The 20,158-nt window shown below is 67.2% G+C and carries 21 protein-coding genes; 9 read left to right on the forward strand and 12 right to left on the reverse strand.

All coding sequences use genetic code 11. From position 1 onward, the window contains the following. Positions 1 to 43 precede the first annotated feature (43 nt). Positions 44 to 610 (forward strand): TetR/AcrR family transcriptional regulator, encoded by a 567-nt coding sequence (locus tag EAH68_RS07500; protein ID WP_126120698.1) that lies wholly within the window; start codon positions 44 to 46, stop codon positions 608 to 610. A gap of 33 nt (positions 611 to 643) precedes the next feature. After that, a complete protein-coding gene (locus EAH68_RS07505) occupies positions 644 to 1,384 on the forward strand; it encodes a glutamine amidotransferase (protein ID WP_126120699.1) in 741 nt (246 codons plus the stop codon). Between the two features lie 22 nt (positions 1,385 to 1,406). Here the strand turns inward: EAH68_RS07505 and EAH68_RS07510 are convergent, their stop codons facing one another. After that, on the reverse strand, positions 1,407 to 1,904 hold the full coding sequence (locus EAH68_RS07510) for a DUF3267 domain-containing protein (RefSeq protein ID WP_206436378.1): 498 nt from the start codon (positions 1,902 to 1,904) through the stop codon (positions 1,407 to 1,409). A 280-nt stretch (positions 1,905 to 2,184) separates the two neighbouring features. On the opposite strand from EAH68_RS07510, the gene EAH68_RS07515 reads away from it, so the two are divergent. Then, positions 2,185 to 3,096, forward strand: coding sequence for a VOC family protein (locus tag EAH68_RS07515; RefSeq protein WP_126120701.1), 912 nt, complete (start codon positions 2,185 to 2,187; stop codon positions 3,094 to 3,096). Here the strand turns inward: EAH68_RS07515 and EAH68_RS07520 are convergent. The 3 genes from EAH68_RS07520 to EAH68_RS07530 are packed head-to-tail and all read right to left on the reverse strand — an operon-like array spanning position 3,093 to position 4,564. Further along, positions 3,093 to 3,803 carry an NAD(P)H-binding protein gene (locus EAH68_RS07520; RefSeq protein WP_126120702.1) on the reverse strand — a complete coding sequence of 237 codons (711 nt, stop codon included), beginning with the start codon at positions 3,801 to 3,803 and terminating at the stop codon, positions 3,093 to 3,095. The genes EAH68_RS07515 and EAH68_RS07520 overlap by 4 nt on opposite strands. A 9-nt stretch (positions 3,804 to 3,812) precedes the next feature. After that, a complete protein-coding gene (locus tag EAH68_RS07525; protein WP_126120703.1) occupies positions 3,813 to 4,328 on the reverse strand; it encodes a DUF1990 domain-containing protein in 516 nt (171 codons plus the stop codon). Beyond that, positions 4,325 to 4,564 (reverse strand): PLDc N-terminal domain-containing protein, encoded by a 240-nt coding sequence (locus EAH68_RS07530; protein ID WP_241228343.1) that lies wholly within the window; start codon positions 4,562 to 4,564, stop codon positions 4,325 to 4,327. The genes EAH68_RS07525 and EAH68_RS07530 overlap by 4 nt, the downstream gene beginning before the upstream one ends. A 54-nt stretch (positions 4,565 to 4,618) precedes the next feature. Between EAH68_RS07530 and EAH68_RS07535 the strand changes: the two genes are divergently transcribed. From EAH68_RS07535 to EAH68_RS07550, 4 genes are read left to right on the forward strand one after another with little or no spacing between them, the layout of a single operon-like run. After that, complete coding sequence (locus tag EAH68_RS07535; protein ID WP_126120704.1) at positions 4,619 to 4,888, forward strand: ACT domain-containing protein; 270 nt, start codon at positions 4,619 to 4,621, stop codon at positions 4,886 to 4,888. Between the two features lie 16 nt (positions 4,889 to 4,904). Beyond that, complete coding sequence (locus EAH68_RS07540) at positions 4,905 to 6,272, forward strand: PFL family protein (protein WP_126120705.1); 1,368 nt, start codon at positions 4,905 to 4,907, stop codon at positions 6,270 to 6,272. Between the two features lie 34 nt (positions 6,273 to 6,306). After that, positions 6,307 to 8,958: a cation-transporting P-type ATPase gene (locus EAH68_RS07545; RefSeq protein WP_277600463.1), complete on the forward strand. Its 2,652-nt coding sequence runs from the start codon at positions 6,307 to 6,309 to the stop codon at positions 8,956 to 8,958. 10 nt (positions 8,959 to 8,968) lie between these two features. Beyond that, positions 8,969 to 9,709 (forward strand): glutamine amidotransferase, encoded by a 741-nt coding sequence (locus EAH68_RS07550; RefSeq protein WP_241228344.1) that lies wholly within the window; start codon positions 8,969 to 8,971, stop codon positions 9,707 to 9,709. Here the strand turns inward: EAH68_RS07550 and EAH68_RS07555 are convergent. Beyond that, positions 9,706 to 11,337, reverse strand: coding sequence for an ABC-F family ATP-binding cassette domain-containing protein (locus EAH68_RS07555; protein WP_126120707.1), 1,632 nt, complete (start codon positions 11,335 to 11,337; stop codon positions 9,706 to 9,708). The two genes, EAH68_RS07550 and EAH68_RS07555, sit on opposite strands and share 4 nt — an antisense overlap. A gap of 77 nt (positions 11,338 to 11,414) precedes the next feature. Between EAH68_RS07555 and EAH68_RS07560 the strand changes: the two genes are divergently transcribed. Further along, the gene (locus tag EAH68_RS07560) at positions 11,415 to 11,993 is read left to right on the forward strand and encodes a hypothetical protein (RefSeq protein WP_126120708.1); all 579 of its coding nucleotides are present in this window, start codon (positions 11,415 to 11,417) and stop codon (positions 11,991 to 11,993) included. Here the strand turns inward: EAH68_RS07560 and EAH68_RS07565 are convergent. The 7 genes from EAH68_RS07565 to EAH68_RS07595 are packed head-to-tail and all read right to left on the reverse strand — an operon-like array spanning position 11,990 to position 18,275. Then, positions 11,990 to 12,388 (reverse strand): metal-sulfur cluster assembly factor, encoded by a 399-nt coding sequence (locus EAH68_RS07565; RefSeq protein WP_126120709.1) that lies wholly within the window; start codon positions 12,386 to 12,388, stop codon positions 11,990 to 11,992. The two genes, EAH68_RS07560 and EAH68_RS07565, sit on opposite strands and share 4 nt — an antisense overlap. Further along, complete coding sequence (sufU, locus tag EAH68_RS07570) at positions 12,385 to 12,840, reverse strand: Fe-S cluster assembly sulfur transfer protein SufU (protein ID WP_126120710.1); 456 nt, start codon at positions 12,838 to 12,840, stop codon at positions 12,385 to 12,387. The genes EAH68_RS07565 and sufU overlap by 4 nt, the downstream gene beginning before the upstream one ends. Beyond that, positions 12,840 to 14,105, reverse strand: coding sequence for a cysteine desulfurase (locus EAH68_RS07575; protein ID WP_126120711.1), 1,266 nt, complete (start codon positions 14,103 to 14,105; stop codon positions 12,840 to 12,842). Before EAH68_RS07575 ends, sufU begins: the two co-directional genes overlap by 1 nt. Further along, positions 14,105 to 14,860, reverse strand: coding sequence for a Fe-S cluster assembly ATPase SufC (gene sufC, locus EAH68_RS07580; RefSeq protein ID WP_126120712.1), 756 nt, complete (start codon positions 14,858 to 14,860; stop codon positions 14,105 to 14,107). Before sufC ends, EAH68_RS07575 begins: the two co-directional genes overlap by 1 nt. 44 nt (positions 14,861 to 14,904) lie before the next feature. Continuing rightward, positions 14,905 to 16,098 carry a Fe-S cluster assembly protein SufD gene (gene sufD / locus EAH68_RS07585; RefSeq protein ID WP_126120713.1) on the reverse strand — a complete coding sequence of 398 codons (1,194 nt, stop codon included), beginning with the start codon at positions 16,096 to 16,098 and terminating at the stop codon, positions 14,905 to 14,907. A 3-nt stretch (positions 16,099 to 16,101) separates the two neighbouring features. After that, the gene (gene sufB, locus EAH68_RS07590) at positions 16,102 to 17,556 is read right to left on the reverse strand and encodes a Fe-S cluster assembly protein SufB (protein ID WP_126120714.1); all 1,455 of its coding nucleotides are present in this window, start codon (positions 17,554 to 17,556) and stop codon (positions 16,102 to 16,104) included. Continuing rightward, complete coding sequence (locus EAH68_RS07595; protein ID WP_277600464.1) at positions 17,553 to 18,275, reverse strand: helix-turn-helix transcriptional regulator; 723 nt, start codon at positions 18,273 to 18,275, stop codon at positions 17,553 to 17,555. The genes sufB and EAH68_RS07595 overlap by 4 nt, the downstream gene beginning before the upstream one ends. 250 nt (positions 18,276 to 18,525) lie before the next feature. Here EAH68_RS07595 and mptB point away from each other — a divergent pair, with 250 nt between their 5' ends. Continuing rightward, positions 18,526 to 20,154: a polyprenol phosphomannose-dependent alpha 1,6 mannosyltransferase MptB gene (gene mptB, locus EAH68_RS07600; protein ID WP_206436382.1), complete on the forward strand. Its 1,629-nt coding sequence runs from the start codon at positions 18,526 to 18,528 to the stop codon at positions 20,152 to 20,154. Positions 20,155 to 20,158: the final 4 nt, after the last annotated feature.

A 20,158-nucleotide genomic window follows, 5' to 3' on the forward strand; every position in this document is an offset into this window, starting at 1 on the left:
AGCCCCCTCTCCCCTTTTTTCTTCGCAGTAAGGAGGTCCCCTCATGCCCGTGGTCAGCAACACCGAACTCTCCCGCCGTCGTCTGGAGATCCTCGAAGGCGCCCGGCGGTGTTTCGCCGAGCACGGATATCACGGCGCCACAGTCCGGCGCCTGGAGGAGGCCACCGGCAAGTCCCGGGGGGCCATCTTCCACCATTTCGGCGACAAGGAGAACCTGTTCCTCGCGCTCGCCCGTGAGGACGCCGCCCGTCAGGCCGAGTTGGCCGCTGAGGAGGGCCTGGTCGAGGTGATGCGGGATATCCTCCATCACCCGGAGCGCCACGAGTGGCTGGGCACGCGCCTGGAGATCTCCAAGATGCTGCGTACCGACGCCGAATTCCGCGCGCAGTGGCAGAAGCACCAGGAGGTCCTCGACCGGGCGGTACGGGATCGTCTCGCCCGCCTGGTCGTGGACGGCCGCATGCGTACCGACGTCACCCCGGAGGTCCTGCACACCTACCTGGAGACCTTCCTCGACGGTCTGATCACCCGCCTGGCCTCCGGTGGATCCACCGAGGGGCTCGAGCAGGTGCTCGATCTCGTGGAGGGGACCGTGCGGCACCGCCCGTAGAGCCGGACGGGTCGACGTATAGAATCTCTCCCTATGCCGAACTTCCTCCTCGTCTCCCTGCGTTCCGGTGAACTGGCTGAGCAGATCGCCGCCGCGGAGCTGCGTGATTTCCTGCGGGCGACCCGGCTCGACCCGGCGGATCTGACCCATGTCAATATCGCCGAGGTCAGCCAGACCGCGGGTGAGCTCGACGGTTATGACGGGGTGCTGGTCGGTGGCAGCTCCCTGAACATCACCAACCCCCACTGGGACGAGTGGCAGCTGCACGTGCACGAGGAGATGGCACGTATCAGCGGTTCGGGGGTGCCGGCCTTCCTGGTCTGCTACGGGGCCAGCTGGCTCAGCCACATGCACGGCGGGCAGGTCGGCCCCGCCCATGCTGAGGGTTCCGGGCCCACTGTCATTGAGCTGACGGAGGAGGGCAGGCGCGACCCGCTGTGCGCGGGTCTGCCCGAGACCTTCACCTCCCTCACCGGGCACACCGAGAGCGTGGAGCTGCTCGGTGCGGACCTCACCGTGCTGGCCACCGGCCCCTCCTGCCCGGTGCAGTTCCTCCGGGCGGGTGAGCATGTCTGGGCCACCCAGTTCCACGCGGACATGGATGCACAGGCAATGAAGGACCGGATGGACTTCTATTACGACTACGGGTACTTCTCCCCCGACGACTACCACACGATCGTGGCCTCGCTCCCCTCGATCAACACGACGTGGAGCAACCGTCTGCTCGCCAACTTCGTCGATTACTGCACCAGCCGGGCAGGCGCCAGGGCCTGACCGGTCCCACTCCGGGGAGGCCTCAGTCGGTGGCAGGGTCAGATTCCCTGGGACGGTATATCCCGATCTCCTTGCCATCATCTCGGATGAGAGATTCCGGTGGCTGCCGGAGTGCCACCGCAGCCTCCACGTAGTCTCCCGAAGAACCTGCGAAGTTGAGGACCACCAGGATGTAGAGGGTGAGCCGCAGTTCAGCCGGTACCAGTAGAAGCGCGGTCAGCAGAATCGCTCCCCACAGCAGGCTGGGAGCGAGCGCGACGAAAGTCGTGGTGCCGGGGTTGAGGTAGGCGGGGCTACCGGTGGTCACGAAGGGGAACTTCACGGCATAGGTGGGCTTGACCCCGGTCCGCCAGCGCAATACGAGGCCGTGGGTGAGCTCGTGCGCAGCCAGGTAACACAGTCCTGCCAGGATGGTCAGCACCGTGGTGGCCAGGGGGCCCCAGGTGGCGGCCGCCGGCAGCTCAAGCCTGATACCCAGGGCGATGGCGAGGACCGCCACAGCCCCAGCAGTCCCCTGCACCCACAGGTTGAACCCGCGGTTCCTCTTCAGGTCGATGGTGGTGCGCCGGTGATAATCCACCGGTAGTCGGCACGTATTCCTGGCTCTGAGCTCCATGGTTTCCTCAATTCCGGAGATTGTGGACGGGTACGCGGGGGCCTCTTCAGCATGGCAGAAAGTCCGGGGTTGACGGCCGGTTCCGGTGGTGGACAGATCGGACTCCCATCAAGTTAATGACGTGTCATCATTTATGGTACTATGAAGCCCATATCCAACCAACGAGTCATCAGGAGCACGAATAATGATCACTGACACCCAGATCCTGTCCCCCGCCACCGGCATGGACGCCGTCACCCTCCGGGTCGGCGACCTGGAGAACATGACCTCCTACTACTCCAACACCCTCTCCCTGGAGCCGCTGGAGGAGAAGAGCCACCGCGGCCAGGTCTACCGGGTGCTGGGCCGGGGCACGGTCCCCTTCATCCGGTTGATATCCACGCCGGGGCTGCCGGCGGTGGACCGAAGCCAGGCCGGCCTGTACCACACCGCCTGGCTCTTCCCTGACCGGGAGGCGCTGGCCGCCACCGTCTACCACAGCGCCCGGGACCCGCGCAGCCGCTTCGTCGGTTCCAGTGACCACCTGGTCAGTGAGGCCTTCTACTTCACCGACCCGGAGGGCAACGGCATCGAGCTCTACATCGACCGCCCCCGGGAGGAGTGGGTGCACCAGGGCGGCGAGATCGCCATGGACACTCTCCCCCTCGACCCGCAGAAATTCCTCACGGAACATCTCCAGGAGGACCGGATCGCCATGACCGGCACGCTGGCAGGCAAGGTCGGCCACGTCCATCTGCAGGTCGGTGACATCGCACGGGCACGGGAGTTCTACGTCGACGCCCTCGGCTTCGAGCCGACCCAGACCGGCTACCGTGGGGCCCTGTTCGCCTCGGCCGGCGGATACCACCACCACGTGGCCATGAACTCCTGGCACAGCCGCGGCGCTGGCCCGCGGGCGGCGAGCCTGGGGCTGGGCAGCCTGGCCATCACGGTGCCCGACAGGGAGCAGCTGGACCAGGTGGCACAGCGGCTCAGGGACCGCGGTCTCTGGTTGGCCGATGACGGCCACACCCTGAGCACCCGGGACCCCTGGGACACCCTGGTCACGCTCTCGCTGCCCGGCACCAGCACCGAACAGCTACTCCGGGAAATCTAGATCTGCCGGATCGCGGCTTCCCCGGCCTCGGCGCCGCCCTCCGCATCAACGAAGGGCAGGATCTGCCGGTCGGGGAGATTCTCGCGGGTGGACATCTCCACCAGCACCTTCGCCACCAGCTCGCGTGAAGTGGTCACGGAGTCATCCGTGGGCCGGACATTATCGACGACCGCCAGTCCCCCGGCCGGCTCCATCGTCAGCGCACCCGGCGCGAGGATGAGGTACTCCAGTTCCGTGGAGAGCAGGCGGCGGTCCACGGACTCCTTGGAATCCGCATAGGGGAAGAAGGGGTCCTCCGGATCCACGCCGTGGTCGACGGATCCCAGGTAGGAGACCATGAGAAGGCGGGGGGTGTCGCCTCCCTCCTTCCGCAGCTGCTCGAGGGCGTCGATGCAGGCGAGGGCGCCGTCGCGGTCGATGGCGTAGGTGGCCTTCGCGCCGTTCTTACCGGCGTTGCCGGCGGTCCAGATGACGGTGTCGTGGTCCCGGAGCAGGGCGGCCCAGTCATCGACGCTGAGGCCGGTGAGGTCGCGGATCAACGGGGTGGAGCCCAGCGCCTCGATGTCCGGGGTCTGCTCCGGGTTGCGGATCAGCGATGTCACGTCCAGGCCGGCTGTGATCAGGCGTGGGGTGACCAGCTGCGCGACCTTGCCGTGTCCGCCGATGATGAGAATATTTCCGGTGTTCCTGCTCTGTGCATCATTCATGTCCCCACCCTACGGAAAGTTTCCGGGACGCATGCCCGAAACATAGGCGCGGTTGGCCCAGCGTTGGACTGCCCGGGCTGCCGGGGCGCCGATTTTGGCCAGCCACCAGGCGTGGCGGGAGAAGGCGATCACCCGGCCGGTGACGGTGCCGTCGGGGGCGAGGTCGATGATGAAGGCCTCCTCCCCCAGTTCCACGTGGGCGGGCAGGGTGCCGTAGACGAGGACCGTGCGGGTGGGGGTCTGCTCCTCCAGAAGGATGTAGCACGATGACATCCGCGGGCCCATGTACAGGCGGACGAGCGGCCCGAAGCGTTCCGCGTGCACGCGGGCCCGCCGGTGTGCCTGCCAGGTCAGCAGCCGGTGGCTGGCCTCGCGGAAGCAGTCCTCACCGTGACCGAGTACCTCTTCGTGATCGGTGATCGTCCATCTGTTCAGGCCCAGCTCACCGGGGGTGCGGCCGGCGGCCAGCTTCAGGGTGGCCAGCCGCAGGTGGGCGGGATAGGTCAGGTCGGAGCGGGTGGTCACTTCCTACCGAGGCTCCAGTACGCCGCGGGGCCGAGGCCGTTGATCAGCTGAGCCAGGGCCCACGCCCACTTCGGGCCCCGGACCTTCTCCGCCGGGCGGCGCGAGAGGTCCACCCAGGCGGCGATCTTGGCCGAGACCTCGACGACGACGCCGACGATGAGGCTGATCCGGGCGGGGGTGGACATGGCGGTGAAATCCGTCCGTAGTTTGGCGAGGCTGGGGTTTCTGCTGCTCATGGCTCTCACTCTACCGGCCGCTCCCCCAGCGGGTGACGCGATTACCATGGATGCATGTTCGCAATCATGACTGTCACCGGGGCTGACCACACCGGGATCATCGCCTCCGTCACCACCGCCCTCGCCGAGATGGACATCAACATCCTCGACGTCTCCCAGACCATCATGGACCAGTTCTTCACCATGATCCTGCGGGTGGAGTTCGATGAGACCTCCCTCGACATCGCCAGAATTCAACAGGCGATGGAACCGGTGGAGAAGTCTCAGGGGCTGGTCATCCGGATCCAGTCCGAGGCACTGTTCACCGCGGTCAACGAGATCTAGGCGGAAGGACGCGACCATGAGCTTCCACCTGAACTCCCGCAACATCCTCGACACCATCGAGATGATCGAGAAGTACCGCCTCGATATCCGCACCGTGACCATGGGGATCTCGCTGCTCTCCTGCAGCCGGACGACCATGGCCGAGACCTGCCAGGCCGTCTACGACCGGGTGGTCACCCAGGCAGCCCGGCTCGTCGAGGTCTGCGAGAGCATCGAGGCCGAGCTGGGCATCCCCATCGTGAACAAGCGGATCTCCGTCACCCCGGTCGCCCTGATCACCGCCGGGCTGGAGGGCAACCCGGCTGATGTGGCCCGGGCCCTGGACCGGGCGGCGAAGGAGGTCGGCGTCAATTTCCTCGGCGGCTACTCCGCCCTGGTGGCCAAGGGTGCAACCACCTCCGAGAAGGCGCTCATCCGTTCCATCCCGGAGGCCCTGAGTGAGACCGACCTGGTCTGCGGCTCGGTCAACATCGCCACCTCGCGCGCCGGCATCAACATGAATGTCGCAGCTGAGATGGGCCGGGTCATCAAGGAGGCCGCCGAGCTGACGAAGGACCGTTCCGCCATCGCCTGCGCGAAGCTGGTGGTCTTCGCCAATTCCGTCGGCGACAACCCGTTCATGGCCGGCGCCTACCATGGTGTGGAGGAACCGGACTGCGTCGTCTCCGTCGGCGTCTCCGGCCCCGGTGTGATCCACCGTGCACTGGAGTCCCTGCCGGAGGCCGCCACCCTCGACCAGGTCGCCGAGGAGATCAAGAAGGCCGCCTTCAAGATCACCCGCGCCGGCCAGCTCGTCGGAGACATGGCCTCCGAACGCCTCGGCGTGCCCTTCGGCATCGTCGACCTCTCCCTGGCCCCCACCGCGGAACAGGGGGATTCCGTCGCCCACATCCTCGAGCGCATGGGACTGGATCAGGTGGGCACCCACGGCACCACGGCGGCGCTCGCCCTGCTCAACGACGCGGTGAAGAAGGGCGGCATGATGGCCTGTTCCCGCGTGGGTGGGCTGTCGGGCTCCTTCATCCCTGTCTCTGAGGACAAGGGGATGATCGACGCCGTGCGCGCCGGGTCCATCACCCTGGACAAGTTGGAGGCGATGACCGCGATCTGTTCGGTGGGTTTCGACATGATCGCCATCCCGGGTGACACCAGCGCGGAGACCATCGCGGGCATGATCGCCGATGAGGCGGCCATCGGGGTGATGAACCACAAGACCACCGCCGTGCGCGTCATCCCGGTGCCGGGCACGGCCCCCGGTGACGAGGTGAATTTCGGCGGGCTGCTCGGCTATGCCCCGGTGATTCCGGTCAACCAGGTCGGCAACGCAGGTTTCATCGGCCGCGGCGGTTTCATCCCCGCCCCGGTGCACGGTCTGCGGAACTGATGCGGCTGCGCTGACGTGCGTACAATCGAATCATGTGAGTACACCAGCACATGCCACCGATGTTCAAGAGGTCTTCACTGAGCTCGGCAGCCGTCCGGAGGGATTGAGCGACGGGGCCGTGTCCGCTGCGCTGGAGAAGTACGGCCCCAATGCGCTGCCGCAGGCCCAGGAGGAGACCGCTCTCCAGCGGCTGCTGCGCCAGCTGCGTGACCCGATGATCTACGTGCTCATCGCCGCGGCGGTGGTCACCGCCTTCCTCGGCCACATCGTGGACACGGTCGTCATCGCCGCGGTGGTGATCATCAACTCACTGGTGGGTTTCTTCCAGGAGGGCAAGGCCGCGAACGCGCTGGCCGCGATCCGGGACATGCTCTCCCCGACCACGGAGGTGCGCCGCGACGGCACCTGGGCCACCCTCGACTCCGGTGAGCTGGTCCCCGGGGATGTCATCCGGTTGCGGGCCGGTGACCGGATCCCGGCTGATCTGCGCCTGTTCGAGACCGCCAGCCTGCGGGTGGAGGAGTCGGCGCTGACCGGTGAGTCCGTACCCGCGGACAAGAACACGCGGCCGGTGGCGGCGGACGCGGACCTCGGGGACCGTTCCTCCATGGCCTTCTCCGGCACCACGGTGGCGGCGGGCTCGGGACAGGGCGTGGTCACCGCCACCGGTGAGGACACCGAGATCGGCCGGATCACCACCATGCTGGGCGAGGTGCAGAAGGTCGAGACCCCGCTGACCCGGTCCATGACCCGGTTCTCCTCGATCCTGGCGGTCGGCGCGGTCGGGCTGGCGGTGCTGATGATCATCGTCTCGGTGATCCTCTACGGCACCGACTGGGGTGAGGTCCTCATGTCGGCGATCGGCTTCGCGGTCGCCGCGATCCCGGAGGGCCTGCCGGCCGTCATGGCCATCACCCTCGCATTGGGCGTGCAGAAGATGGCCGACCGCAACGCCATCACCCGCCGACTCAACTCCGTGGAGACCCTGGGCTCGGTCACCACCATCTGCACCGACAAGACCGGCACCCTCACCCGCAACGAGATGACGGTGCGCGCCATCCACACCCGCGAGCACACCTACGAGGTCACCGGCACCGGCTACGCCCCCGAGGGTGAGATCCTGCTTGATGACGCCCCCGTGACCACCGCTGATCACCCCGACCTCGCTCGGATGGCGGAGGTGGCGGTGTACGCGAATGACGCGAGCGTCGAGAAGCACGACGGTGAGTGGCAGCTGACGGGCGAGCCCACGGACGGCGGCATCCGCACCTTCGCGCTCAAGGCCGGGGAGGACGGCAGCGCACAGCGGTTGGCGGCTGTGCCCTTCGACTCCGAGTACAAGTACATGGCCACCGTCGACGACATGCCCGACGGGCCGATCATCCACCTCAAGGGTGCCCCCGACCGCCTGCTGGAGCGCTGTGACCGGCAGAGCGCACCCGGGGGTGGCACCGAGGCACTCGACGCAGCCTACTGGGAGGAGCACATCGAACGCCTCGGATTCCGGGGCATGCGTGTGCTCGCCGCCGCCTGGCGCGAGGGGGCGGAGACCGACGAACTGGACACCTCCGACGTCGACGGGGGTGGCTTCGTATTCCTCGGCCTCTACGGGATCATCGACCCGCCGCGCGACGAGGTCACCGAGGCGGTGCGCACCGTCCAGGAGGCCGGCGTGCGGGTCCGGATGATCACCGGCGACCATGCCTCGACCGCGACGGCCATCGCGAAGGAGATCGGCCTGCGCGGCGAGCGGGCGATCACCGGCGCCGAACTGGAGGCCGCCAGCGACTCCGATCTGCGCAGCATCGTCCACGACCATGACATCTACGCCCGCACCTCACCCGAGCACAAACTCCGCCTGGTGCAGGCGCTGCAGGCCAACGGCGAGGTGGTCGCCATGACCGGCGACGGCGTCAACGACGCCCCCTCCCTCAAACAGTCCGACGTGGGCGTGGCCATGGGCATCAAGGGCACCGAGGCGACCAAGGACGCCGCCGATGTCGTGCTCGCCGACGACAATTTCGCCACCATCGCCGCGGCGGTGAAGATGGGGCGCACGATCTACGACAACCTGCGCAAGGCCATCGTGTTCATGCTGCCCACCAACGGTGCTCAGGGACTGGTCATCTTCGTGGCAATGCTCGTCGGCATGACCCTGCCGATCACTCCCCTGCAGGTCCTGTGGGTCAACCTCATCACCGCCGTCACCCTGTCGCTCGCGCTGTCCTTCGAGCCGGCGGAACCGGGCATCATGAAACGCCGGCCCCGCGACCCGGAGGACTCCATCCTGGATTCGGAGGCCATCCTGCGGATCCTCTACGTCTCCGTCCTCATCGGCGGGGCCACGATCGCGGTGTTCCAGTACCTGCAGATGAACGGCTCCTCCCTGGAGACCTCCCGCACCATCGCCGTGAACACCCTCGTGCTGGGGCAGGTCTTCTACCTGTTCACGGCCCGCTTCTCCCGGGTCAGCGCGCTGCGGAAGGAACTGTTCACCACCAACCCCGTCTCCTGGCTGTGCGTGGGCATCATGCTCGCCCTGCAGCTCGCCTTCTGCTACCTGCCCTTCATGCAGGCGGCCTTCCACACCACCGCCGTCGGCTGGTTCGGTTGGGTGGTGCCCGTCGCCGCCGGGATTGTGGTCTTCCTCGCGGTGGAGGCCGATAAACTCATCCGCCGCCACTAGAATCGAGGGTGTGTCCCGCCCGCTGATCCGCCCCCGCCGACCCTTCCTCCTGCTGAGTACCCGACCGGAGGACGAGGCCGCCGCGGCCGAGTTCCTCAGCTTCCGCGCGAAGATGGGCCTGGAAGCGGACGGCCTGGTGCAGTTCCGGCTGGAGTCGCGCCCCCTGGAGCGCCTGGACCTGGCGGAGTTCTCCGGGATCCTGCTCGGCGGCAGCCCCTTCAACTCCTCCGAACCGGTCAAGGCCCCGCTACAGCAGCGCGTGGAGGCCGACCTGGCCCGCCTCATGGACGAGGTCCTCGACCGGGACTACCCGCTGTTCGGCGCCTGCTACGGGGTCGGCACCGTGGGCACGGCCATCGGGGCGGTCATCGACGGCACCTACAGCGAGAAACCCCGCGTCATCGAGGTCCGCGTCACCGGGCAGGACCCGCTTCTCGACGGCCTGCCGGAGCGGTTCCACACGATGGTCGGCCACAAGGAGGCCATCACCGTGCTTCCTGACGTCGCCGAGGTCCTGATCACCGGCGAGGACTGCCCCACCCAGATGTTTCGGGTGCAGGAGAACATCTACGCCACCCAGTTCCACCCGGAGCTGGCTCCGGCCGAATTCGAACAGCGCCTGCGCATCTACGCCAACGCCGGTTACTACGAGCCCGGCGAGCTGGGTGCGATCATCGCCGGCACTCGCGGGGTGGATCTGACCGTGGACGACGCCCTTCTGCGCAACTTCGCCCTGCGCTACGTGCGTTAGGCGAGTTCGACGATCTCCATGTACTCGTCCGACCACAGGTCCTCGTCGCCGTCAGGCAGCACGATGACGCGCTCGGGCTCGAGGGCCTTGACGGCACCCGGGTCGTGGGTGACCAGGACGACAGCGCCGGTGTAGGTGCGCAGGGCGTCGAGGACCTGCTCGCGGGACTGCGGGTCGAGGTTGTTGGTGGGCTCGTCGAGAAGCAGGACGTTGGCGCGCGAGGAGACCAGCGCGGCGAGCGCGAGGCGGGTCTTCTCACCACCGGAGAGCGTGCCGGCGGGCTGCTCGAGCTGGTCACCGGAGAACATGAAGGCACCGAGCAGACCGCGCAGGTCCTGCTCCCCTGCCTCGGGGCAGGCCTCGATGGTGTTCTGCCAGACGGACTTCTCCGGGTCGATGGTGTCGTGCTCCTGCGCGAAGTAACCGATCTTCAGGCCGTGGCCGGAGACGATGCCACCCTCACCGTCGGTGCGCTCCACCCCGGCCAGCAGCTTGAGCAGGGTGGTCTTGCCGGCGCCGTTGAAACCGAGGACGACGACGCGGCTGCCCTTGTCAATGGCCAGGTCCACGCCGGCGAAGACCTCCAGCGAGCCGTACATCTTGGTCAGACCCTTGGCGAACAGCGGGGTCTTGCCGCAGGGGGCCGGCTCCGGAAAGGAGATGGCGGCGACACGGTCGGCGACGCGGATGTCGTCGAGTCGGCCGATCATGCGGTCGGCGCGGGCGAGCATCTGCTTCGCGGCGGCGGCCTTGGTGGCCTTGGCGCCGAGCTTGGCGGCCTGCTTGTGCAGGGCGGAGGCCTTCTTCTCCGCGTTGGCGCGCTCGCGGCGGCGGCGTGCCTCGTCAAGGGCGCGGGCGTCCTTGTACTTGGCGAAGCCCATGTTGTAGACGTCGGCCTCGGCGCGGACGGCGTCAAGGAACCAGACCTTGTTGCACACGGCGTCGAGAAGCTCCACGTCGTGGGAGATCATGATCAGCCCGCCCTCGTGCTTGGCCAGGAAACCACGGAGCCAGTCGATGGAGTCGGCGTCGAGGTGGTTGGTGGGCTCATCGAGGAGCAGGGTGGTCTGCGATTTGCCGGAGCCGTTGGTGGCGGCGAAGAGGATCTGGGCGAGCTCCACGCGGCGGCGCTGACCACCGGAGAGGGTGTGCAGCGGCTGATCGAGGATACGGGCCGGGAGGCCGAGGTTGTCGCAGATCTGGGCGGCCTCGGAATCTGCCTCGTAGCCGCCGAGGGAGGCGTACTGTTCCTCGAAGCGGGAGTACTTGCGGATCGCGGCGTCACGCCTGCCGGTGTCCGTCGCGGTCTCCATGATCTCCTGCTGGCGTTCCATGGAGCTGCGGATGCGGTCGAGGCCACGTGCGGAGAGCACGCGGTCCAGGGCGGTCTGGTCGATGTTGCCCTCGCGGGAGTCCTGCGGCAGGTAGCCGATCTCCCCGGAGCTGGTCACGGTGCCACCGTAGGGCTGGGTCTCCCCCGCCAGGATTCGCATGGTCGTGGTCTTGCCGGCACCGTTGCGGCCCACGAGTCCGATGCGGTCGCCGGGCTGGACACGCAGGAGCGCCCCGGGTGCGGTGAGCAGGGTACGGGCGCCGACGCGGACTTCGAGGTCATTGGTGACAATCACAACGGGACAGTGTATCAACCTCGGCCGATATACCTAAAGGGCAGCAGATTCCGCACCCGGGGGGATAGATTGGGGGCATGAGCGCACAGCCCGACAGTTCCGGCGGCCTCAGCCGCGACTACATCGTCGAGTACCGCGCGGGCCAGTTCCAGAACGGTTCGCTGGTGCTGCGTTTCGACGCCGAACCGAACGAGCGGCAGCTCCGCGAGGCCCTCATCGCCTACGGTCTGCCCGGCCGCGCCCTGGAGGAGGTCCGCGCCCGCCCACTACAGTCGTCCGGGCCCCGGCGGTCCCCCGTGGCGCAGCCGGCCCAGAGGACGCCGTCGGCCCCACTGCCGCAGCCGGAGCTGGCGGAGAAGAAGCGCCCCGGTTGCAGTGGGGGCCGGATGTTCGTGATCCTGCTGATCATCGCCTTCGGCGCCGGGGCCACCTTCGCGGAGAACGCGAAAGTCGCCGGCATGTTCGCCGGCGACTTCCTGACCACCGAGACGATGGTCGTGGGTTGCGCGAATGCGCTCGGGGCCGCCCGCGCCGCCGCGGACCCCGGGGAGGGGTTCATCGGCGGGTTGTTCTCACAGGAGCCGACCTCGTTCGTCGCGACTCCGGCGAACGCGGCCTTCTACGTCTCCTGCCTCGCGGCGGCCTCCGGCGACTAGACGGCGAAGCCGAGCGCGCGGAGCTGCTCGCGGCCGTCCTCGGTGATCATGTGGTGGCCCCACGGCGGGAGCCAGACCCACTCAAGATCGACCTTGTCCACGATGCCGTTGCCCACGAGGGCGGCCTGGACCTGGTCCTCGATGACGTCGGTCAGCGGGCAGGCCGGGGAGGTCAGGGTCATGTTGAGCATGGCCACGTCCTCCCCTTCCCGGTCCTCGATCCACACGTCGTAGACGAGACCCAGATCGACGACGTTGATGCCCAGCTCGGGGTCGATGACGTCGTGGAGATACTCGGTGACGTCGAAGGCCAGCGACTCATGCTCCGGGGTCAGCGACTCAGGGCGCTGACGCTGGACGGCATCGGTGGGGTTCTGTCCGGTGTTCTCGGTCATTTCTTCTCCCTTTCATTGAGAGCGTCGGAGGTCGCGGCCTGGAAGGCCTTCCAGCCGAGCAGTGCGCACTTCACGCGGGCAGGGTACCTGGCCACACCGGAGAAGGCGATGCCGTCGCCGATGAGGTCCTCGTCGCCCTGCGCGGTGCCGCGCGAGGTGATCATCTTCTCGAACTCCGCGAGCTTGGCCATGGCCTGCTCCACCGGCTGCCCGATGATCTCCTCGGCCATGACGGAGGTCGAGGCCTGGGAGATGGAGCAGCCCTCGGCGTCGTAGGAGACGTCCTCGACACGCGAACCGTCCTCGGAGAGCTGGACGCGCAGCGTCAGCTCATCACCGCAGGAGGGGTTCACGTGGTGGACCTCCGCCTCGAACGGGTCACGCAGACCCGCGTGCTGCGGGTGTTTGTAGTGGTCCAGGATCACTTCCTGGTACATGGACTCCAGATTCATCAGTTCACCCCGAAGAATTCCCGGGCGTGGTTGATGCCGTCGACCAGGGCGTCGACCTCAGCACGCGTGTTGTACAGGTAGAAACTGGCCCTCGCGGTGGACTGGACCTCCAGGCACCGGTGGGCCGGCCATGCGCAGTGATGTCCGACGCGGATGCACACACCCTGACTGTCGAGCACCTGACCCAGATCGTGCGGGTGCACACCGTCGAGCACGAAGGCGATGGCCGCCCCGCGGTCCTCGGCGGTGGTCGGGCCGACGATGCTCAGCCCCTCGACCGTCTGCAGACGCTCGAGCGCGTAGGCGGTGAGATCCTTCTCGTGGGTGTGGATGGCGTCCATACCGATCTCGTTGAGGAACTCCACCGCCGCACCCAGCCCGACGACCTGACTGGTCATCTGGGTGCCCGCCTCGAAACGCTGCGGGGCGGGGGCGAAGGTGGACTCCTCCATCCGCACGACCTCGATCATGGAGCCACCCGTGAGGAAGGGCGGCAGCTCATCGAGGAGGGGGGCCTTGGCGTAGACCACGCCGACACCGGAGGGTCCGCACATCTTGTGGCCGGAGAAGGCCGCGAAATCAACATCCAGCTCGTGGAAGTCAACGGGCATGTGCGGGACGGACTGGCAGGCATCGAGCACGGTCAGGGCACCGACGGCCTTCGCGCGACGGACAACTTCGGCCACGTCGACGACCGCACCGGTCACATTCGACTGGTGCGTGAAGGCCACCACCTTGACGGTCTCGTCGAGCTCGAGGGAATCGAGGTCGATCCGGCCGTCCGGGGTCGCCCGGTACCACTTGAGGGTGGCACCGGTCCGGCGGCACAGCTCCTGCCAGGGCACGAGGTTCGCGTGGTGCTCGAGCTCGGTGATGACGACGGTGTCGCCCTCCTTCACCTGCAGCGCACCCGCGCGGTCATCGCCCAGGACGTAGGCGACCAGGTTGAGGCCCTCGGTCGCGTTCTTCACGAAAGCGATCTCATGGCCCTGCGCCCCGACGAAGTCCGCGATCTTCTCACGGGCGTTCTCGTAGGCGTCGGTCGCCTCCTCGGCCAGCTGGTATGCACCCCGGTGGACGGGCGCGAAGGTGTTCAGCACGAACTCCTCCTCCGCCCTCCAGACCCGCAGCGGACGCTGCGAGGTGGCCCCGGAATCCAGGTAGACCAGCGGTCGGTCATCGCGCACGGTGCGCGAGAGGATCGGGAACTCAGCCCTGATCTTCTCAACGTCCAGTGCGCCTGACTCCACGGTGTATCCGGCCATCACAGGAACTGATCGTAGCCGTCGGCCTCGAGCTTGTCGGCGAGTCCGGCATCTCCGGTGTGGACGATGCGGCCGTCGGCGAACACGTGGACGAAGTCCGGGTTGACGTAGTTGAGGATGCGCTTGTAGTGGGTGATCATCAGGATGCCACCGTTGGTCTCATCCTGGTAGCGGTTGATCCCGTCGGAGACGACGCGCAGGGCGTCGACGTCGAGGCCGGAGTCGGTCTCATCCATCACGGCGAAACGCGGCTTGAGCAGGTCCAGCTGCAGCACCTCGTGGCGCTTCTTCTCGCCACCGGAGAAACCCTCGTTGACGGAACGCTCACCGAAGGAGCGGTCGATCTGCAGGTTCTCGCGGGCGGTGTTGAGCTCCTTGATCCACTCACGCAGCTTCGGGGCCTCACCACGCACGGCGGTGACGGCGGAGCGCATGAAGTTGGAGGAGGAGACACCCGGCACCTCGGTCGGGTACTGCATGGCCAGGAACAGGCCGGCACGGGCGCGCTCGTCGACCTCCATCTCGAGGACGTTGACGCCGTCGAGCAGGATCTCGCCCTCGGTCACCTCGTACTTCGGGTGGCCGGCGATGACGTAGGACAGGGTGGACTTGCCGGAGCCGTTGGGGCCCATGATGGCGTGGATCTCACCGGACTTGATGGTCAGGTTGACGCCCTTGAGGATCTGCTTCGGCTCTTCGGAACCGTCCGTCGGCAGCACCTGTGCGTGGAGGTTCTTGATTTCCAGGGTGGACATGTACACGTCTCTTTCGGGTCTAGAAATTGGGTTCTTTAAGGGGGTTAAGCGTGGACGGACTCGAGCTCGGCGGCGACGCGCTGCTCCAGTTCCTCACGGATCGACTCCACCGGGATGCGGTTGATGACCTCGGAGAAGAACCCACGGATGATCAGGCGGCGTGCCTCGGCCTCGGGGATACCGCGGGCCATGAGGTAGAAGACCTGCTCGTCGTCGAAACGGCCGACGGTGGCGGCGTGGCCGGCACCGGCGATCTCACCGGTCTCGATCTCCAGGTTCGGGATCGAGTCGGCGCGGGCACCGTCGGTGAGCAGCAGGTTGCGGTTGACCTCGTAGGTGTCGGTGCCCTGCGCGTTGGCGCGGATGAGCACGTCACCGACCCAGGTGGCGTGGGCGTCCGGGAGATCTGAGCCCGGATCGGCCTGCAGCGCGCCCTTGTACATGACGTTGGAGCGGCAGTTCGGCACGGAGTGGTCGACGAGGAGACGGTTCTCGAAGTACTGGCCGTCGTCGGCGAAGTAGACGCCGAGCAGCTCGGCGTCGCCGCCGGGGCCGCTGAAGTCCACGCGCGGGACCATGCGGACGATGTCGCCGCCGAAGGTCGCGGCGTTGTAGCGCAACGTGGCGTCACGGCCCAGCAGGATGTGCTGGCCGGAGAGGTGGACGGCGCCCTTGTCCCAGTCGGCGTCGACGATGACGGTGAGACGGGCGTTGTCGCCGACGACGAACTCCAGGTTGTCGGCGTGGGTGCCGGTACCGGTGTAGCGGACAGCGACGACGGCGTCAGCGCCGGCGGCGATGTTGACGGTGGTGGCGCCGAAGGAGGTGACTCCCTCACCGCGCCCGGTGACGGTCACGACGACCGGCTCGCTGAGGACCGAGTCCTTGGCGACGTCGATGTACGTCGCCTCGGTCATCGAGGTCCAGGCCTGCGCGGCGACGCGGTCGGTCGGGGCGCCGGCGCGGCCGAGCCGCTCATCGTCCTTGCCCACGGTCTCGACGGTGACGGAACCGGTGGCGGACGACGGGACGTCGACACGCACATCCTGTTCGACGGCCTCGGCGAACTTGCCGTTGTGCAGGCCGCGGATGCGGCGCAGGGAAATGAAGCGCCAGACCTCGTCCCGCCCGGCCGGAACCGGGAAGTCCTCCACGTTGAAGGAGGCGAAGACGTCACCCTTGTTGTTGTGCGGGGTGGCGGCGTCGACAGTTGCCTGTCCAGTGGTAGCTGTGGTCATCGGTTAGCCCACCGATCCTTCCATCTGCAGTTCAATGAGTCGGTTGAGCTCAAGCGCGTACTCCATCGGCAGTTCCTTGGCGACGGGCTCGACGAAGCCACGGACGATCATCGCCATGGCCTCCTCCTCCTTGAGTCCACGGGACATCAGGTAGAAGAGCTGGTCCTCCGACACCTTCGACACGGTCGCCTCGTGGCCGAGGGTGACATGGTCATTACGGATGTCGTTGTAGGGGTAGGTGTCCGAGCGGGAGATGTTGTCCACCAGCAGCGCGTCACACTCGACGTTGGAGTACGAGTGGTGCGCATTGGCGTTGACCTGCACCAGACCACGGTAGGCGGAACGGCCGCCACCACGGGCCACGGACTTGGAGACGATGTTCGAGGAGGTGTACGGCGCCATGTGGGTCATCTTCGCGCCGGTGTCCTGGAACTGACCCTCGCCGGCGAAGGCGACGGACAGGACCTCACCCCTGGCGTGCGGACCGGTCATCCACACGGCCGGGTACTTCATGGTCACCTTGGAGCCGATGTTGCCGTCGACCCACTCCATGGTCGCGCCCTCTTCTGCCTTGGCGCGCTTGGTCACCAGGTTGTAGACGTTGTTCGACCAGTTCTGGATGGTGGTGTAGCGGCAGCGGCCGCCCTTCTTCACGATGATCTCGACCACTGCGGAGTGCAGCGAATCGGACTTGTAGATCGGGGCGGTGCAACCCTCGACGTAGTGCACGTAGGCATCCTCGTCGACGATGATGAGGGTGCGCTCGAACTGGCCCATGTTCTCCGTGTTGATGCGGAAGTAGGCCTGCAGCGGGATGTCCACGTGGACTCCCGGCGGGACGTAGATGAAGGAGCCACCGGACCACACCGCGGTGTTGAGTGCGGAGAACTTGTTGTCGCCGGCCGGAATGACCGAACCGAAGTACTCCTTGAACAGCTCCGGCTGCTCCTTGAGGGCGGTGTCGGTGTCGAGGAAGATGACACCCTGCTCCTCCAGGTCCTCACGGATCTGGTGGTAGACGACCTCGGACTCGTACTGTGCGGCGACGCCGGCGACGAGGCGCTGCTTCTCGGCCTCCGGGATACCCAGACGGTCGTAGGTGTTCTTGATGTCCTCGGGCAGGTCCTCCCAGGACTGGGCCTGGCCCTCCGTGGAGCGGACGAAGTACTTGATCGTGTCGAAGTCGATGCCCGACAGATCCGCACCCCAGGTCGGCATGGGCTTGCGGTCGAAGGTGTTCAGGGCCTTGAGGCGCTCCTCGAGCATCCACTCGGGCTCGTCCTTCTTGGCGGAGATGTCGCGGACGACCTCCTCGTTCAGGCCACGGCGCGCGGATGCGCCGGCCTCGTCGGAGTCGTGCCAGCCGTAGTTGTACGGACCGATCGACTCGATGATCTGGTCATCGCTCATCGGGGTCTCCGGCTTGGTCGAACCGGGGTTCTGCGTTGCCTGGGTCATGATCCGCTCCTTTCCTCTGGAAGATTCTCAATGGGTGTCAACGGGATGTTGGTCGTGCAGATGCCGTGGCCACCGGTGATGGTGGCCAGCGGCTGGACGTGGAGGCCGACCAGGTTCGAGATGATCTCGTGCTCGGCCTCGCACAGTTCCGGGTGTTCAGCGGCCACATTGGCTACCGGGCAGTGGTGCTGGCAGATCTGGATGCCCGCACCCGCCCGGGTCACGGTTGCGGCGTACCCGTGGCGGTCGAAGGCGTCGGCCAGCTCACCGGCCGTGCGCTGGATGGAATTCTCGTCCCCGTCCGCCGGGGTCACCCCCTCGACGATGCGCTGGATGCGCTTGCGTGCCAGCTTACGGACAGCCTCTTCGCCGCCCGTCTCCCGGAGGGTCTCCAGCGCGTCCACGGCCAACTGGTCGTAGGAGTGGCCGAAGATGGAACGCCCCCGGGGGGTGAGCCGGAAGGCCTTGGCGGGACGTCCGCGGGTGGCGGTGGCTGACCGTGGTCTGCGGTCGACCGCCTCCCCCAGGCCCTCTGCCACCAGGATGTCCAGGTGCCGCCGGACTCCGGCGGCGGACATGTCGAGGCGGCCGGCGAGCTCGGAGGCCGTGGACGGTCCGTGCTTGAGCAGCATGAGCATGATCTGACGACGGGTGTCTCCTTCCACCGATCGGGTTTCGGGAACGGTCGGGTTTCCATGCTCCTGGGATTCTCCGGACACTGTCGTCTCCTCCTCACACTGACTCGGGGTGCTGCCTGATACTCGAATTCGTGGGAGCCACCTGCGGGGATCAGGAAAATCCCCGAGACGGTCCTACTATTCGACAACACTAGTGTTCCCTAATTCATTCCCACTGTCCAACCTTGCGAATCCCCGGCGTGTCCGCCGTCGCTGCCCGGGTGGCTAGGATGACCGTGTGCACATCAGACGACCGGGGGTCCTCAGCTCCCTGAGCGCCAGCCTGCCCCGGATGGGATACGCCGGCTCCCGGTCCGCGCTGCTCCACGTCGACCCGGGCGCCGATGACCAGCCCCGCTCCGGGCGCCTGGGCGTCCGCGAACTCAACCGTTTCCAGGTGCTGCGCTGGATCGGCACCATCGGTGCCCTGCTCATCGGACTCGGCGCGCTGGGGGCCGGGGCCCTGCCCGTGGTGGGCAACCCCTACTCCTCTTTCCCCGGTGGCACCTTCATGTCCCGGATGTTGCAGACCTCCTCGATCATGGTGCTCGTCGGCGTCGGCCTGCTCGTGCTGGCCTGGGTGTTCATGGGGCCGTTCGTCGGCGCACCCTACCGCGGCACGGTGCCCGGCCAGGCGACCGTCACATCCTCCCTGATCAAACGGACCTTCGCCGCCTGGGTGCTGCCCATCCTGTTCACCGCTCCGCTGTTCACCCAGGACATCTACTCCTATCTGGCGCAGGGCGCGATCGTCGCCCGCGGGATGGACCCCTACGCCGCGGGGCCGGTGGACCTGCTCGGCACGGAGGACCCGCTGGCCCGCTCCGTGCCGTTCATCTGGTCCCACTCCCCCTCCCCCTACGGACCGGTGGCCCTGGGCCTGGCCTCGGTGATCAGTCGCGTCACCGCAGACTCCATCATCATGGGTGTCATCGGCCACAGGCTGATCTCCCTGCTGGGGCTCATAGCCGCCGGCTGGGCCATCAGCCGCCTGGCACGGCGCTGCCGGGTCAACCCCGTCACAGCGTTGTGGCTGGGCATGCTCAACCCGTTGACGATCCTCCACCTGATCGGCGGCATCCACAACGAGTCCATCCTGCTCGGCCTCATGCTCGTGGGCATGGAGCTGGGTCTGCGCGGGGTGGACAAGCTCGGGGGGCGCAACGGCCAGCCGGTGGACACCTCCGCCGGAGCCGGACTCGTCGCGGCCTCGGCGGTGCTCATCGCCGGGGCGGGCATGGTCAAGGTGACCGGTTTCCTGGCGCTGGGCTTCGTGGGTATGAACCTCGCCCGCCACCTCGTACGGGTCGGGCGCGGCCCGGTCAGCGCCATCGCCGCCGCCGTCGCCGTACAGGTGGTGCTGCTGGCGGCCGCCATCGCGGCGGTGACCGCGGCGACGGGCATCGGCCTGGGCTGGGTGACGGGCCAGGGCGGGGCGGCGTCGATACGCAGCTGGCTGTCGATGACCACCGACATCGGCGTGGTCACCGGATTCATCGGCATGCTGCTGGGCCTGGGCGACCACACCGACGCCATGCTCAGCGTCACACGCACCGTCGGCGTGCTCATCGCCGCCGGCTTTCTCGTGCGCATGCTCTTCGCCACCTTCCGGGGCACGATCCACCCGGTCGGCGGCCTGGGTGTGGCCACCTTCGTGCTGGTCATCCTCTTCCCCGTGGTCCACCCCTGGTACATGCTGTGGGCCATCGTGCCACTGGCGGCGTGGGCGAACCGCTTCCTGTTCCGCGTCGCCGTGGTCGCCTACTCCACCTTCTTCTCCTTCACCGTCCTGCCGCGGGGACTGTCCCTGCCACCGGCGACGGTCGGGACGATCTACCTCGGTTCAGTGCTCGCCCTCAGCGTCGTGATTGCGCTGGGCTGGTGGCTGATGCGGCGCCGCGCGGCCCGTGGCCTACACTGAATAA

The sequence above is a fragment of the Corynebacterium hylobatis genome (assembly GCF_003955685.1).
Taxonomy (GTDB): Bacteria; Actinomycetota; Actinomycetes; order Mycobacteriales; family Mycobacteriaceae; genus Corynebacterium; species Corynebacterium hylobatis.

What these genes read in the sequence shown, in the direction of transcription:
- EAH68_RS07540 (WP_126120705.1), top strand. Translation starts at nt 4,905, where the DNA reads ATGAGCTTCCACCTGAACTCCCGCAACATCCTCGACACCATCGAGATG.
- EAH68_RS07565 (WP_126120709.1), bottom strand. Translation starts at nt 12,388, where the DNA reads ATGACCGAGAACACCGGACAGAACCCCACCGATGCCGTCCAGCGTCAG.
- sufD (WP_126120713.1), bottom strand. Translation starts at nt 16,098, where the DNA reads ATGACCACAGCTACCACTGGACAGGCAACTGTCGACGCCGCCACCCCG.
- sufU (WP_126120710.1), bottom strand. Translation starts at nt 12,840, where the DNA reads ATGAATCTGGAGTCCATGTACCAGGAAGTGATCCTGGACCACTACAAA.
- EAH68_RS07530 (WP_241228343.1), bottom strand. Translation starts at nt 4,564, where the DNA reads ATGAGCAGCAGAAACCCCAGCCTCGCCAAACTACGGACGGATTTCACC.
- EAH68_RS07560 (WP_126120708.1), top strand. Translation starts at nt 11,415, where the DNA reads ATGAGCGCACAGCCCGACAGTTCCGGCGGCCTCAGCCGCGACTACATC.
- mptB (WP_206436382.1), top strand. Translation starts at nt 18,526, where the DNA reads ATGGGATACGCCGGCTCCCGGTCCGCGCTGCTCCACGTCGACCCGGGC.
- EAH68_RS07505 (WP_126120699.1), top strand. Translation starts at nt 644, where the DNA reads ATGCCGAACTTCCTCCTCGTCTCCCTGCGTTCCGGTGAACTGGCTGAG.
- sufB (WP_126120714.1), bottom strand. Translation starts at nt 17,556, where the DNA reads ATGACCCAGGCAACGCAGAACCCCGGTTCGACCAAGCCGGAGACCCCG.
- EAH68_RS07515 (WP_126120701.1), top strand. Translation starts at nt 2,185, where the DNA reads ATGATCACTGACACCCAGATCCTGTCCCCCGCCACCGGCATGGACGCC.
- sufC (WP_126120712.1), bottom strand. Translation starts at nt 14,860, where the DNA reads ATGTCCACCCTGGAAATCAAGAACCTCCACGCACAGGTGCTGCCGACG.
- EAH68_RS07535 (WP_126120704.1), top strand. Translation starts at nt 4,619, where the DNA reads ATGTTCGCAATCATGACTGTCACCGGGGCTGACCACACCGGGATCATC.
- EAH68_RS07575 (WP_126120711.1), bottom strand. Translation starts at nt 14,105, where the DNA reads ATGGCCGGATACACCGTGGAGTCAGGCGCACTGGACGTTGAGAAGATC.
- EAH68_RS07500 (WP_126120698.1), top strand. Translation starts at nt 44, where the DNA reads ATGCCCGTGGTCAGCAACACCGAACTCTCCCGCCGTCGTCTGGAGATC.
- EAH68_RS07520 (WP_126120702.1), bottom strand. Translation starts at nt 3,803, where the DNA reads ATGAATGATGCACAGAGCAGGAACACCGGAAATATTCTCATCATCGGC.